This is a genomic window from Nitrosomonas sp. PY1, assembly GCF_022836435.1.
Classification (GTDB): Bacteria; Pseudomonadota; Gammaproteobacteria; order Burkholderiales; family Nitrosomonadaceae; genus Nitrosomonas.
The window spans coordinates 646,210-661,214 of the sequence record NZ_BQXC01000001.1; the positions used below are offsets into that span (position 1 = coordinate 646,210).

Annotated in this window: 15 protein-coding genes and 2 pseudogenes; 10 read left to right on the forward strand and 7 right to left on the reverse strand. The window is 44.0% G+C overall.

Features of this window, described 5'->3' with window-relative positions:
- The first annotated feature begins 153 nt into the window (after positions 1-153).
- Both W03_RS02965 and W03_RS02970 read left to right on the forward strand, forming a co-directional pair.
- Positions 154-387, forward strand: coding sequence for a hypothetical protein (locus tag W03_RS02965; RefSeq protein WP_244071258.1), 234 nt, complete (start codon positions 154-156; stop codon positions 385-387).
- Positions 374-670, forward strand: coding sequence for a type II toxin-antitoxin system RelE/ParE family toxin (locus W03_RS02970; RefSeq protein ID WP_244071260.1), 297 nt, complete (start codon positions 374-376; stop codon positions 668-670). Before W03_RS02965 ends, W03_RS02970 begins: the two co-directional genes overlap by 14 nt.
- A gap of 200 nt (positions 671-870) precedes the next feature.
- Here W03_RS02970 and W03_RS02975 read toward each other — a convergent pair whose 3' ends face one another.
- Entirely contained in the window at positions 871-1,296 is a 426-nt protein-coding gene (locus tag W03_RS02975; RefSeq protein ID WP_244071262.1) for a hypothetical protein, read from the reverse strand.
- Between the two features lie 278 nt (positions 1,297-1,574).
- On the reverse strand, positions 1,575-2,402 hold the full coding sequence (locus tag W03_RS02980) for a phosphatidylinositol-specific phospholipase C domain-containing protein (protein WP_244071264.1): 828 nt from the start codon (positions 2,400-2,402) through the stop codon (positions 1,575-1,577).
- Positions 2,403-2,464: 62 nt separating this feature from the next.
- Here W03_RS02980 and W03_RS02985 point away from each other — a divergent pair.
- Positions 2,465-3,122: pseudogene (locus W03_RS02985) on the forward strand (IS1595 family transposase).
- Between the two features lie 123 nt (positions 3,123-3,245).
- On the opposite strand, the gene W03_RS02990 reads toward W03_RS02985, so the two are convergent.
- On the reverse strand, positions 3,246-3,425 hold the full coding sequence (locus W03_RS02990) for a hypothetical protein (protein WP_244073750.1): 180 nt from the start codon (positions 3,423-3,425) through the stop codon (positions 3,246-3,248).
- Between the two features lie 260 nt (positions 3,426-3,685).
- On the opposite strand from W03_RS02990, the gene W03_RS02995 reads away from it, so the two are divergent.
- From W03_RS02995 to W03_RS03010, 4 genes and pseudogenes are all read left to right on the forward strand, one after another.
- Positions 3,686-3,940, forward strand: a complete 255-nt coding sequence (locus W03_RS02995; RefSeq protein ID WP_244071266.1) for a type II toxin-antitoxin system ParD family antitoxin — start codon at positions 3,686-3,688, stop codon at positions 3,938-3,940.
- On the forward strand, positions 3,933-4,244 hold the full coding sequence (locus W03_RS03000) for a type II toxin-antitoxin system RelE/ParE family toxin (protein ID WP_244071268.1): 312 nt from the start codon (positions 3,933-3,935) through the stop codon (positions 4,242-4,244). The genes W03_RS02995 and W03_RS03000 overlap by 8 nt, the downstream gene beginning before the upstream one ends.
- A 183-nt stretch (positions 4,245-4,427) precedes the next feature.
- Positions 4,428-5,684, forward strand: coding sequence for an IS5 family transposase (locus W03_RS03005; RefSeq protein ID WP_244071270.1), 1,257 nt, complete (start codon positions 4,428-4,430; stop codon positions 5,682-5,684).
- 109 nt (positions 5,685-5,793) lie between these two features.
- A pseudogene (locus W03_RS03010) lies at positions 5,794-6,989 on the forward strand (IS256 family transposase).
- Here W03_RS03010 and W03_RS13510 read toward each other — a convergent pair.
- The gene (locus W03_RS13510) at positions 6,986-7,255 is read right to left on the reverse strand and encodes an IS3 family transposase (protein ID WP_375792723.1); all 270 of its coding nucleotides are present in this window, start codon (positions 7,253-7,255) and stop codon (positions 6,986-6,988) included. The pseudogene W03_RS03010 and the gene W03_RS13510 overlap by 4 nt on opposite strands.
- Before the next feature lie 44 nt (positions 7,256-7,299).
- Positions 7,300-7,572: a transposase gene (locus W03_RS03015; protein ID WP_244071272.1), complete on the reverse strand. Its 273-nt coding sequence runs from the start codon at positions 7,570-7,572 to the stop codon at positions 7,300-7,302.
- A 299-nt stretch (positions 7,573-7,871) separates the two neighbouring features.
- Here W03_RS03015 and W03_RS03020 point away from each other — a divergent pair, with 299 nt between their 5' ends.
- Positions 7,872-9,212, forward strand: a complete 1,341-nt coding sequence (locus tag W03_RS03020) for a hypothetical protein (protein ID WP_244071275.1) — start codon at positions 7,872-7,874, stop codon at positions 9,210-9,212.
- A gap of 98 nt (positions 9,213-9,310) precedes the next feature.
- Here the strand turns inward: W03_RS03020 and W03_RS03025 are convergent, their stop codons facing one another.
- Entirely contained in the window at positions 9,311-10,558 is a 1,248-nt protein-coding gene (locus W03_RS03025; RefSeq protein ID WP_244071277.1) for a PepSY domain-containing protein, read from the reverse strand.
- Positions 10,559-10,562: 4 nt separating this feature from the next.
- Positions 10,563-12,233 (reverse strand): cyclic peptide export ABC transporter, encoded by a 1,671-nt coding sequence (locus tag W03_RS03030; protein WP_244071279.1) that lies wholly within the window; start codon positions 12,231-12,233, stop codon positions 10,563-10,565.
- 256 nt (positions 12,234-12,489) lie between these two features.
- Here W03_RS03030 and W03_RS03035 point away from each other — a divergent pair, with 256 nt between their 5' ends.
- A complete protein-coding gene (locus tag W03_RS03035) occupies positions 12,490-13,590 on the forward strand; it encodes a GNAT family N-acetyltransferase (RefSeq protein WP_244071281.1) in 1,101 nt (366 codons plus the stop codon).
- A gap of 10 nt (positions 13,591-13,600) precedes the next feature.
- Complete coding sequence (locus W03_RS03040; protein ID WP_244071283.1) at positions 13,601-14,902, forward strand: lysine N(6)-hydroxylase/L-ornithine N(5)-oxygenase family protein; 1,302 nt, start codon at positions 13,601-13,603, stop codon at positions 14,900-14,902.
- The last annotated feature ends 103 nt before the right edge of the window (positions 14,903-15,005 follow it).

Consider the following 15,005-nt stretch of genomic DNA (forward strand, 5'->3'; position numbering starts at 1 on the left):
TTCACTATTACGTACGCTGCTTTCTACTATTGATAACATATTTTATCAATAGTAGAGCTTCATAGAAAACAATGACACTATAACGTTATAACATGGAGACATTAAGATTATAAAAACGTTATAATGTTTCTTAAATTACTGGAGAATATTTGTATGAGCAATTTATCAAAACGATCGACTATTTATTTTGATCCTTCTATTCATCAAGCATTAAAAATTAAATCGGTGACTTCTTCACGATCTGTTTCTGAATTGGTGGATGAAGCACTCAGACAACTTATGAATGAAGATCAAGAAGACCTAGAAGCCTGCGCTAAAAGAAAAGATGAGCCTGACATCAGCTATGAGGAACTGCTGAATGATTTAAAGCAGCATGGAAAAATATAATATTACTTTTAAGCGCTCTGTAACAAAAGACTTTATCAGCATTCCAAAACAAGATGTCATGCGAATTCTGGATAAAATTGAGAGTTTGTCAGATAACCCAAGATCTGAAGGAGCTATAAAAATAGCAGGAAAAGAATTGTATCGAATCAGACAAGGTACCTATCGAATTGTCTATGAAATCTTTGATCGATATCTTATCGTCAATGTCATAAAAATCGGCCATCGATCAAATGTGTATGATTCCCTGTTAATTAGTCAGAAGATAGATGGTCAAAAAATATGACCTGCATCAATTTTGAAAATGGCGACCTGATTTGAAAAAAACACCCCCCACTTTTTTATGCTTTCCACTTAGTCGGATTGTCTGTCAGATCAAATTTCGCTCAGGACAATTTACCCAAAATCCCGGTAAGTTTTGCGCGCCTATTGACACCGAAACTCGACAACCTGATCTGACTCCAGATCGACGCCCCAATTAACCTGTCAGCGATCCCCGACCGCGAGATATGACTGGCTTGTATTGCTGCTTGTACAGTAAGCGTCGGCGTCCCATGATCCCGTGTGAGTCCACTGGCCGTCGTTACCACATGTAAAAGCCAGATCGGTCCAGGTCACGCGATTGCATTTCGGGAAGACATAATGGTTGTACGCGCCGCCCGTGATCTTGATCACGGTGCCAGCGGCGGAACCCGGCAATCTAAACTCCGCCCACGATGCGTCGCTCTCCGTCCGGTAGGTGCGCGCCGAGCAGGCCACGCTTGACGCAAAATTGGTCTTGATCGTGCGGTAAATCACCCATTCTCCTGGGAAATCCATGATCAAAACGCCGACCTTCTTCTTTCCAGAATAGGAGCCAATCTTCTCGTAGGCGGCGGCATTTGTCGCACGCGCGATATCACGCGGAACCATGCCGAGGGCACCGCTGAGATGATTTAGCGTCAGCCTGCCGCTCGTCGCCGCACTGTCAATGTATTGGTCGATTGGGCGTTTTTTCTGCGGGAGAGATACCGTGCCTTCACCAAACGGGTTGTCATTCGTGAGCCAATAGACTTCGTAGGCATCCTAAATCTCGTTGGCCGGATTGCCGTACATCAGTTGTCCATACCCCGTAAAGAGCGTATTGCTATCGCAGAGCACCACGATCTTGCCGCGCGCTTCGCCTAGCGTCGGCAAGCGACCGAAATCAGTCACACAAACAAATACCCGTAATTCCGCATGTAGCCGTCCCAGATATCGGAAAACGAACTACTGCCGTCTTCGGGCGTATACTCTTCCTTGACGCGCATCAAGATCGTTTCCCCCGGGTGAACCCGCAGGAAGTCCCGTATTTGGTTCAGCACGTCACCAAACATCATGTTCTGATAGCAAAGGCCGTGATGAATGGCGAAAGACGTTTTCGTCCTTCGATTTCGGATATCGAGGTAGCGAATGCCTGCCTCAAGCTGCTGCGCGATCGTCCAGTATTGCGTTTCGCATGCCTCGCCACCGAAGCGAGCGCCAGAATCGTGCGTTCCTGGAATCGAAATATCTCGAAGTTCAGTTGAATCCGGGAGCCGCCCCATCCAGTCCGATGTTGCCATTTTCAACCACCCCTGTGGCGTATCATCGGATGCAAGCGTGTCTCCGGCCTTTGTCTCTTCGTCGAAGAAACTAAAATCGCCGGACGGTGGCGTCCAGGTCGACCCGCCAACCTGCTCGACTTTGATGGATGAAACAAGGTCGTTGAATTGGGCAGACACGAGGCAAGATGAATCTGACGTAAGTTGCAGGGACTTGCCCCCATAGCTTGCGTGTTCATAGAGCGTCACCCGAAAAGCCGCAGGCACCCGTATTGAGGAAAGATCGTCGTTTTTGACACCGCGGCGTTGAAGTTCCGCCAAGTCATAAGAACCAACCGGAAGAGTGACGGAGTATCCGTCGTAACTGCAGTGCTGATAGACGATGACTCCTTGCGCGTGTGCATACCCAGTTAAGGAAATTGCGACGAGAAAGAACGTGAAGAAAAACCATGCCAACCTGGCGTATTTTGATTGTTTTAGGGGCTGTAGTAGATTAGCTTAGATGTTAAGCTAATCAAATGAAGATAAGTCATTGTAGATTATTAAGGAAAATACAGTTAAGGTTACTGGAATTTTTTGTGCTGGAAGTTACAGCAAGATCAGCAGCCAATATACTCGGAATACAACCCAATAGCGCCGCGTTGTTTTATCGTAAAATACGTGAAGTTATTGCTTATCATCTGGAGCGGGAATCTCACGAAATCTTTGATGGTATAGTGGAGTTGGATGAGAGCTATTTCGGTGGCGTTCGTAAAGGTAAACGTGGCCGTGGAGCTGCTGGTAAGGTGGCTGTGTTCGGCATATTGAAGCGTGGTGGTAAGGTATACACAAAAGTTGTAGGCGACACTAAATCAGAAACACTTATGCCGCTGATAACCAGAAAAATAGCACCTGACAGCGTAGTTTATACAGATTGTTATCGCAGTTACAATGCGCTTGATGTGAGCCACTTCTACCATGAACGGATTAATCATTCCACGTTATTTGCGCAAGGCAAGAATCACATTAATGGGATTGAGAATTTTTGGAATCAGGCCAAACGTGTTTTAAGAAAATACAATGGAATTCCCAAAGAGTCATTTCCATCTTTTCTTAAAGAATGTGAATTTAGATAGATTCAACTATGGAACACCTAAACATCAACTAAAAATATTGAAAAATTGGACTCAAATTTAAGCTGATCTACTACAGCCCCTTATCTTTTTCTTGTAAATTCAATAGTAATATGTTTGTCTGATATGTCCGTGTTTCAAAAAATGATGGAAATCAGACACAAAGAACATTCGAGATGTTACTCATTTACGAAGGAATCCTTACGGTACCCCAAATAGGTTCTTTCTTGCGCTGATAACCCGGTGGTACTGAATATTGGCACATCTTCTTGACTGTCTTCCGGTGAATACCAAAATAGCGCGCAACTTCTCGCTCACTTCTGCCTTCAACCATCACCGTTCGTCTGACCTTTATATAGTGTTCCACTGTATACATCCTTATCGCCTTCCTCTCGATATTCATCACATCAGATTACAGGCTAAAATCGGTACACTTTTACTCTGCGATTACCGCAAAATTTAGTATCCCTCAGTGGTACATTTTTACACCGCTATTTATAAATCTGAACATATCGTTGAGATAATTGATAGATTGGTTGCATAAAATAACCAACAATTATCAGATAATGCTAACATGCAATAAAGCACCAATAGTATGATTAATTCACTCAATACTTGAGAACCAAGATGGGAACCATACGAAAAACTATTACATTAACGGATAAACAGGATCAATGGATTAAAACGCAAATTGCGGCCGGTGAGTTTACCAATGACAGTGAATATATCCGTGATCTTGTTCGTCGTGATCAAGAACAAAATGCTCAATATATGGCATTAAAACAAGCTATTCAGGAAGGATTGGATAGTGGCGTAAGCAATAAAACTATAAGCGAGATTTGGGAGGAAGCAGAGCAACGTTCTAAAAATAGACGTGGGTAAATTCCACTTAACAAATCGTGCGGTTACTGACCTGTCTGAAATTGCCGATTTCACCATTCAATCTTTTGGTATTGAACAGGCTCGATTCTATCGTGATGGATTAAATAACTGCTTTGAAGTCCTGGCTGAAAATCCTCAGTTAGGTCGCAGTGCTGCTGAGCTTGCGCCAGACTTAAGACGGCATGAATATCAATCCCATATCGTGTTTTATATGTCTCAGGATACAAGTATTTTGATTGTTCGTATCTTGCATCAACGCATGGATTTCAAACGACACTTACCATCTTCGAGAAAAGAGCCGTGACACAGATTAATCTCTACCGGGGATTCTAAACCCAAACCCCGGAAATTTTGGAAGTTCTATTATAACAACGCCTTATGAAACAATGATGCAGCCGGCAGGGATTAATTAGTCGTCCCTGAAGAAAGTACAACTATTTGATAATGAGAAGAAATACAGAGATGTGTGTGATCCGATCGACCAGAAATGCTAGAATTGCAGCTTGATCGTTCTGATCCATTGCTACAGCTTGCATTGGAAATACCTTGGCTTGAGTTTGACGAAGCATATTCAATACACTACAGCGAAGGATTAGGCGCACCCAGTAAACCGATTCGGCTGATGGTTGGATTGTTGATACTCAAGCAGTTAGAGAACTTGAGCGATGAAGCAGTAGTATTGCAGTGGAAACGCAATCCGTATTACCAGGCTTTTTGCGGGATGAAAGAGTTTCAGCGAAGATTGCCCTGCCACAGCACGGAGTTGGTGCATTTTCGTAAGCGCATTGGCGCTGAAGGTGTTGAGCGTATTTTCCAGATGAGCGTTGGTTTGCATGGAGAAGCTGCGCTGGAAGACACGGTTCACATTGACACGACAGTGCAAGAAAAGAACATCGCCTATCCGACAGATAGCAAGCTGGCAATTAGAATCATCAACCGACTAAACAAGATAGCCCAAGCGCATGGTGTTCAACAGCGGCGTACTTTCGTCAAAGAAGTAAAATCATTGCGTCTGGCTATTCGGCATTTCCGTCACGTCACCAAAAGAGCAAAGGCCAAGCGAGCGCTAAAGCGGCTTAGAACGATTGCGGGCATCTTAATACGGGAACTGCGCCGAGAATTGCCGCAATACTGTTTATTTGAGTGCTACCAACAAGATTTTCTGATGTATGAGCGCATTTTAAGGCAGCAATCTAAAGACACAAACAAGATCTATTCATTGCACGAGCCGCAGGTGTACTGCGTGGCCAAAGGAAAAGACCACAAACAATACGAATATGGCAGCAAGGCATCGATAGCAAGCACCGCGCAAGGCAATCTGATCGTCGGTGTAGTCAGTCACGAACAAAACCGGCATGACAATCATACGCTGCCGGAAATACTGCGTCATGTTGAGGCATCTCGCGGCAAAGCCGTCAAACAAGCAGTATGTGATCGCGGCTATCGCGGCAAGCGAGAAGTTAATGGCACGAGTATTATTTTGCCGGGGAAAGCACTCAAACAAGATACTCGTTATCAAAGGGACAAGAAACGAAAGCAATGCAGAAGACGTGCAGCGATTGAACCCATCATTGGTCATTTGAAATCGGATTTTAGGTTGATCAGAAATTATTTAAAAGGTGCTATCGGAGATCGTATCAATCTATTGATGGCTGCTTGCGCATGGAATCTGAGACAATGGCTGCTGGCCATTCTTTGGCTGTTCTTCTCATGGCGAAAAACGCAAATTACCCCAATTTGTTAATGAAAACTTCAACCAGCGAAAGTTGTTTTCTACATGCAGCAAGGAAATCTGATCCACCCCAAAAAATAGCAATCGTCGAGGCTTTTTTCAGGGGCGACTAAGTAACGAATTGATTGACAGGCTTCTGGCCGATTACAAGAGACCTGAGGATTTGATAGGAGAGCATGGTCTGCTCAAACAGCTCACGAAGAAACTGGTTGAGCGGACGTTAGAAGTCGAGATGGCAGAGCACCTTGGTCATGGCCGCAATGAGCCGGTTGCCAACCCTGCTGGCAACACCCGGAACGGCAAGAGCAAGAAGACGCTGAAGGGCGAATTTGGGGAATTGCCGCTAGAAATTCCCCGCGACCGCCACGGCAGTTTTGAGCCACAAATCATTCCCAAGCATCAAACCCGCTGGACGGGCTTCGACGACAAGATTTTGTCACTGTATGCCCGCGGCATGACGGTGCGGGAGATTCAGGAACATCTGGAAGAAATATACGGAGTCGAGGTTTCTCCTACGCTGACTCGTCAGTCACCTATGCGGTCATTGACGATGTTAAGGTATGGCAATCTCGACCGCTGGATGCGCTGTACCCCATTATCTATCTGGACTGCATTCACGTTAAAACCAGGGATACCGGCACGGTTCGGGTGAAGGCGGTTTATCTGGCTCTGGGCATCAACCTGGCTGGCGAAAAGGAATTGCTCGGCATCTGGATCGCTCAGACCGAGGGTGCCAAGTTCTGGTTACAGGTAGTGACCGAACTCAAGAATCGCGGTGTACAGGACATCTTTATTGCCTGCGTTGATGGACTAAAAGGCTTTCCTGAAGCCATCGAAGCAGTTTACCCCAAGACAGCCGTTCAGCTTTGTATCGTCCATATGATGCGCTACAGTCTGAACTACGTCAGCTGGAAACTACGCAAGATAGTCGCTGCCGATCTGCGCCTGATTTACACTGCTGCCACGGTTGTGGAAGGCGAAACCCGGTTGGCTGAGTTCGAGGCAAAATGGGGAACAGACTATCCATCCATCGTGCAATCCTGGCAGCGCAACTGGATGCGCATCATTCCGTTCTTCGACTACCCGCCAGAAATCAGAAGGATCATCTACACCACCAATGCCATTGAGTCGATAAACATGTCATTGCGCAAGGTTACCAAAAACAGGGGGGCATTCCCCAGCGATGAAGCATTGCTGAAATTGTTTTATCTGGCACTGATGAACATCAGCTACAAATGGACCATGCCTCTGCTAAACTGGAAAGCCGCTCTCAACAGGTTTGCCATTATGTTCGAGGAGCGTATGCCTATCCATTAATACAAACACCGTTTACACAAAATTCGGGATACCCTTATCAATCCCAGTTTCTTCATGAGAAAACGTACTCGATATCGACCTACTTTAAAGCCTTCTTTGCGTAATTGCTTCATCATGCGTCGGCTACCCATGCTTTCTCTGGATTGAATAAAGTGCATCTTTATTCTCTGACACAGATTCCAGATTTGGCTATCTATAAGTTTTGCACCCTTTTTTCGCCAATCATAGTAAGCGCTGCTACTCACCCCCATCAATCTACAAAGCATAATCACTGGATAATGATTTTTCCGCACTTGAATGAAACCATATTTCACTTCATTTCTTGCGCAAAGAAGGCACTGGCCTTTTTTAGAATTTCTTTCTCCATGCGCAGCGTTTTTACTTCTCGCCTGAGACGATTTAGTTCTGCACGTTCATCGCTTATTCCTTGCACTTGTTGCTTGACCCACCGCTGCAGATTCTTCTCACTCGTATCAACTACTTGGGCTGCTTGCACAATAGTGTAACCGCGCTCAGTAACCAGTGATACAGCTTCCTTTTTGAATTCCTCTGGATAGAGTCTTCGCTTTCCTGATCCTTTCATCCTTCACCTCGCTAGTTAATAGTATAACTCTCTTAACAAGATATCCGGTTTTATTGAACCACAACACCCCTCTCAAATCATTTTATGTCCTGAAAATATACGGCGATTCAGTTCGTCTCAGATGCATAAGCTTGTTTTGAGATTCTCATAAAAACATGTGTGCTTTCTCACATACTTCTTAAGTAAGAAGAATTATTCTTGAATATGAATAATTTATGCTTGAAATCGTTAAAAAATTTGCTTATCAGGATTGGGGGAGTACCTAACCCGATCATTAATGAACATTAGTAGAAGGAAATATGAAAGGCACAACTCAAAAACTAAAAGAAGCAGCTCATAAGACTCAACTTGCTTCTCGTCAAGAGCTATTTAAATTTCTGGATTCAAAAAGCACAGAGTTTGAGACGGCTGAGAATGAAGCAGCGATATTAAAGATTTTAGAAGAGGCGATAGCGCAAAATTTGCTAACTCCTGAGGAGAAAAATGACTTATTAAGCGCTATTCAAGAACCTGAGAAAAAGAAGATCTGTAAAGTTGCGTCCGATTTAATTGCGGATTCCCGTAGTTATATAAATGCATTGGGAGGTATGTTATGGCTTCTTTTCCTATACATAGGCGCTACTTGGCTGGTTGTGGGAAGCCTTAGCTCCATTCAATTACGAGAAGATCTTGAAAGTAGCGATATTAAGCTTTATCGAATAAACGAATTAATAGAGGTTAGTCACGAATTGGAAAAATATAAATCTCAATCACTTGCTAATGTTTCAAAATGGGAGCTTGAGATTGCGAAATTTGCAGAAATACATCATGTTGATTTAGATTCAGATACTCATAAAACACTCTATAAAACATTTTGCATAAATGGAATTGAGAAAAATGAAGATTGTCAATCCTTAGTTGAAGCCACAGCGAATTTGAATGTTTATTTTTTGAATATAAATGAGAAATATAAAATAATTGAATCAAAGAAAATAACTAGCTCTACCGACAGTTCCAATCAAGTGACGAATGACTTGAGAGATTTTTTACCCCGAATTGAGTTTATGCGCAAGTTTAAATTTTCGGCGATGCTGGTGATGCCAGTACAAGTACTTACCTTAATATTAGCCATTGCTATGGGGATATTAGGCAGTACTATTACGATGACTTGGGCATTTTTCAATCAAAGTACGAGATTGTCTTCTGAAGAACTAGGTATGGTACGTTCTTTACGGTGGAATTTGCTACGCCCTTTTGTAGGAGCCTTGAGTGCACTCGTCATATTTATTTTTGCAAAAGCCGGACAGATGACTTTGCTGTCAGAAGCTGCTGATGCTACTTTGAATCCTTTTATGTTATCGCTATTGGGAATAGCTGCAGGTCTTTTTGCTGATCTCGCTTATAAGCGAATGTTTTTAGTAAGCAGTACAATTTTTGGAGGTACGGACGTTGAAAAAGAGCGATGGTCGATTAATTTAGGAAAGGCATTGGTAGGAAAGGGAGCTACACCCCAATCTTTAGCAACAGTCTTAAATCTGGATCAACAAAGAATTCAAGATATTGTAAACGGCCAGCAAGCAGCCACTTCAGTAGAACAGCAGAGAATTAGCGATTATTTAGGGATTCCTCTACGTGAGCTTTTTACTGATATACCACCTTAATTTCTGCGAGCACTTGATAGTTGAGGTATGTTATCAAAAATGGTGTGATGTGGTTTGACTTAAAACAAATAGTCTTTGGAAAACCTGGATGATTCAGGCTAGCGCATTCGCGCCCTGCGTTTGCGATACCAGATGATTACACCTGTAACCGACAGAGTTGCGACCAATAAGCCCAGTATCGAAACCATGATGCGTCCTGGTAACCCCAAGATACGGCCGGAATGGAGTGGAAACTGCGCATCCAGAAAAATATCGCCAGCACTGCCGTTACCTGGGACTTTATTGCCCAGAAAGCGGCCATCCTGACCGTCAAAATATAACCAGGGATTGCCGAGTCCACGATCCGCGTGATCTTTGCTTGGCTCATGAAATGTCACACCATAAATGCTATATTCCGGATCATAAAACATTCCACCCAGGGGTGTATTCCATCCTAGCCGATGCGCTTCAGCTTGTGCCGAATTAACGATTTCGTGCCGGCTTATACCAGGTTCGATCGGCTCATCATGCGGATTGGGTGATCTCATTGCAAAAGGATCTGGACTGAGTGTGGAAAATACCGAAACAATAGGGCGCATCACTTCCTGATTCAAGTTCATTGATACAGCCGTGACAGCTAAAATTAGCAAGAAGCCCCATAACCAGACCCCGCCGGAACGGTGTAAATCGAAATTCAGCCTGTATCCACCCTGATGCCAACGGAAAATAAATGATTTGCGCCATGCTTGCCAGTTGGGAAAAGACAGCAGCAAGGCCACAAAACAATCGATGGCCCAGACAATGGCCAGTATGCCCATGAACAGGATGCCGAATTCGATATCAAAAAAATCAGGAAGATGCATACTGTAATGCAGCTTGTATAGGAACGGTACGAAATTTTCCCGTGTCAGCGCAATATCGCCCCACATGCGTGATCCCTTGATTTCTGCAGAAACCGGATCAAGGGCGATTTGGTTTACTCCGATATCGATCGCTTTCCCGGTTTGTGGATCCGGTCGACCGATAACTGCTACCCCGAGATTCTGATCGAATTCAATGGAAAGTGGTAGCCAAGTGATTAGGATGCGGGGATCGGTTTTTTCTAAATGATCGGCTAGCGCGAGCGGAGGCAATGTTTCACCTTGGCTCTGTCGCTCAAATAGTTGTGGATTTAGCCATTCATCCAGTTCGTGATCCCATGAAATAATAGCTCCGGTAAATCCGGCAATAAACAGAAAAACGGCCAATAAAAGACCTGCCCAGCGATGGAGTGAAGTCAAAATGAGGCGTGTTGTTCTTGTTTTTGTGATGTTTCTTGTGGATTGCTGAGGATGACCAAGCAATTCCGTTGTGAGAGGCTTTTTCATAATGTCAAGTAGAGCTATTGAGAGCAAACAGCGGAACTGAGGTGGATCTAGATTGGTTAGAACGGCCGTGATTTTGATCAATTGTCAAACGACCATTTTCCATACGCAATAAACGATCAGCCAAATGAAAATAACGATCGTCGTGCGAAATCACCAGTACGGTTTTACCCATCGCGCGTAATTCGGGTAGTAGCTCGTGATAAAAAATATCCTTGAATAAAGGATCCTGATCGGCAGCCCATTCGTCAAATACCAAAAATGGGCGTCTTTCGAGATAAGCTACTACTAAGGCAAGCCGCTTGCGTTGACCCTGCGATAATGATAGCGTGGTAAAAGCGCCGTGCTGCACCTTGACCTTGTTCTGCAGATGCAGCTTGGCAAGCAGTTGGTTTCCGTTGTGATCCAGTTCCGTGTTTAATCCGGTTTCCAGAATCCTGTCAAAGAGGTGAAAATCCGAGAAGATGGCGGTGAAACATTGACGGTAATAATCGCGATTAAGATCTGTAATCGGAGTCTGATTCAACATAATCGTACCTGCTTCGGGTGAATATAAACCGACGAGCAGCTTTGCTAGGGTGGTTTTTCCACTGCCGTTTCCGCCTACCAGGAAAGTAATTTCACCTGGGTGAAACGATAAATCAATCGGACCGAGTGTGAACATTTCATCTTTTTGTTCATGATAGTAGCGATGCAGCACACCTTTGAGCACCATCGATTGGAGCGGTGGCACCGTTGTTTCGGTTACCGGTTGTTCCGTGGAAGCCATGGCTTGCGCAATTTCTTCAATCCGGTCTGCAGAAACCTGTGCTAAATTGGCACGTGGAATATTTAATAGCAATGCTTCCAGTGGTCCCACCATATAAACGAAAATCAAGGCATAGCCGGTCATGATCAGCGTACGGTCAGGCACATCACCTACCAAAACGAATAGCACCAGACCGATGAAGGCATAAATCAGAAAGTTGCCCCATCCGGCAGATGCGACAAAAACCGACATACCGAAGGTACGCTCCCTGCGCACTTTTTCGATGGAGCGTTGCAAGACATCGTCAAAAAAGACAATCCGCTTATCGTGATTAAGGCGCAATTCTTTTGCGCCATCAGTCAAGGAACGGAAGTGACCGAATAATTGATCTTGTTCCTGTGCTGCTGCATCGAGATGCCGGATTGCACGCAAGTGGGCAATGTGATAACCGATGCAACCAAGGCCAATGATAAGGATCGCCAGTAAAAAAACTTGCCAGGATAATAAGGCCATATAAACCAGACAACCAATTACGATCACAGCATTGGTCAGAATGACCGGAAAGCTAACGAAAAATTCGGCAACCCGACTGCAGTGATCGGATAGGGCGGATTGCACTCGTGCTGCACCCAAAACTTCCAATTGCCGATAATCCGCAGTAATCACTCGTTTTGCTATAAAGCTACGCAACTCGGCATGTGCCTGTTGGCCGAGACGTTCGAAGAGAATAGCTGCGATGACATAAGTGAACATTACACCGAGCGCGGTAACGGCAAAAAGCCACGCCATTTGCCCATGCTCTATATTTTCCGAAGTCAGTGCGGAATTGATTTGCGCTAATAACATTACACTGCCGATACCATGCAAGATGCTGGCAATTGACGCGCTAAGTAGCAATGGCTTTGACTGTTTAACAAGATATTTCAACATACTTCACCCGATTCATTTTGATACAACTTTTGAGACGAATGACAATAAGAATTATTTACAAGTCTACTGCCAAATTGTGTTGTGACAGTGTGACTTCCAAAGTTTCTTAAGTATCTCCATTGAAATATAAGTCAATTAATTAATTCTATTTCATGCAATTAAAGATAATAAAATTGATTTTTTAAATATTAATAATTCTCATTCGTCTTCAATTTTTAGAAAGCATATTGTTAAAATAAAATCGCATTGAATATAAATGAAACCAAATCTGCTAAGTGATTCGTCCGTGATTTTGATTGACGAGAGAATATCTGTTCAAGCGAGTTTACTGTCATATCCAGATCGGGGGTGTTGTGTCATCAGGCTTGATGGCCAAAGATTGCGTATTGAGCATCGTGAATATGGGCAATCATCAGCATGGTTATTGAGAAGTGTCGATGAACGACTCGAATTGGAGCCGATAAATGCCAGCAATCAATTCTCGATATGGGACTGCCTGGCAGCCATTGAAGCCTCCCTGGTTTGCTATCCATCTCAAAACAAGCTAACACTGGCAGTGGCACAATCGCAGTTTCCAGAATTGCTTGCCTCTGGGGTGTTTACTACCGAAAACAACCAAGTGGTGACCTATGCAGAAATGTTTTGGCAACAACCCAGGCTTTGGCATCAATGCGTCAGTGAAACACCTTATCCGATTCGATATGGATTCAGTTCAGGGCGACGTCATCCGCTGCGCCCGCCAAAACCTTCTGGGGTAGTCTATCGACGATATATTCCATGGCTTGGATGCACATTGAATTTCCGTCGACCGGAAATCAATATCGACTTGCAGCGTTTCAATCGCTGGATGAATGATCCTGTGGTTGCTGCTTTCTGGCAGGAAACTGGAGGTATACAGAAGCATCGAAGTTATCTCGAAGCGGTCGATGCAGATCCCCATATGCTGAGTCTGATTGCGTGCCTAGATGATGATCCATTCGGCTATTTCGAAGTTTATTGGGCCAAAGAGGATCGCATTGCGCCGTTTTACGATGCACATGACTTTGATCGCGGCTGGCATGTATTGATCGGAGAACAACAGATGCGTGGCAAGCCTTTTGTAACGGCTTGGCTACCATCTATCTCGCATTATTTGTTTCTCGATGAATGCCGTACACAACGCATTGTCATCGAGCCTCGTGTCGATAATCACAAGATGGCGCGGAATCTTGCTTATGCCGGTTATGCCAATCTCAAGGAATTCGACTTTCCGCATAAACGCGCTGCCTTGCATATGTTGCTGCGGGAGCGGTTCTTTTCTGATCAATTATGGGTGCCGCGCAATTCGGTTGCCACACATTCCTTATCGCTATCCTGAGGGTTATTTCATGCAAGTTTATGATTTGATAGGTATTGGTTTTGGTCCTTCAAATATCGCCTTAGCCATTACATTAAAAGAAAAGATGCAGGCCGGATATCACATCGATTCATTTTTTATTGAAAAACAGCCGGAATTTGCATGGCATGCCAATATGATGCTGAACAGTACTCATATGCAGGTTTCATTTCTCAAAGATCTGGTTACGTTGCGCAATCCAGCCAGTCATTTCACATTTATCAATTATCTGCACCAGAAAAATCGATTGCAGGATTTTATTAATTTAAAGACTTTTTTCCCCAGTAGACACGAGTTTAATGATTATTTGGCTTGGGCTGCTTCGCACTTCGAAGATAGTAGCTCTTATGGAGAAGAGGTAATTGAGGTTCTGCCGGAAAGAATCGGTAATGATGTGATGTACTTGCGCGTAAGGTCTCGCGATCAGAATAATAATTTGCATGAGCGGTTGACGCGTAGTTTAGCCGTGGGCATCGGTGGCAAACCGAGAATACCGGATAGTTTTTTGGCATTGAGGGATGACAACCGGATTTTTCATTCCAACGACTATTTGAGAAGGATTAAGGAATTCTCAAATGCCAAAAAAATCGCTGTTGTAGGTGGAGGGCAAAGTGCTGCGGAGATTTTCATGGATTTGCATGACCGTTTCGATGCCGCTGAAGTTGATTTGATTATGCGTGCCCGTTCGATCAGACCTTCCGATGACAGTCCGTTTGTTAATGAAATTTTCAATGCCGATTTTACTGATTTTGTTTTCAATAGTACGGAACAGGAACGTAGCAGGCTTCTCGGGGAATTCTGGCATACCAATTATGCCGCGCCGGACTTGGTGTTAATCGAGCGGATATTCAATGTGTTTTATCAGCAGAGAGTAGTAGGTGCGAAACGACACCGTTTTTTACGCAGGCATGAAGTAAAACGAGTTGATTCGTTTCCGCAAGGAATTAAGTTCGCACTGCACAATTTAAACAATAATCAGGGGTTCTCCGAAACCTATGATGCCGTAATACTCGCAACCGGATATCACCGTGATCACTTTCAGGCATTGTTGTCACCGCTTATGCCTTTTTTTAAGACTTTATCGGTGGATCGAAATTACCGATTGGATGCCATTCCGCAATTCAAACCGGCTATTTTTCTACAAGGAGCTTGTGAATCCAGCCATGGACTGAGTGATACGCTATTGTCCGTTACTGCAATTCGCGCCAGTGAAATTACACGAGCTCTGGTGGATTCATTGGATCAGATCAAGTCCCCGGTAACTGTACGAACTGTTTCACCGCTAATCGCCTGAGGACACTCGGGTTGATTTATTTTTTAACTAGAGCTTTTTATTTTTCCGTCATGTACAAAAAAATAATAATATTACTTGGCAATTCAATTCGGTGTGTATTTTC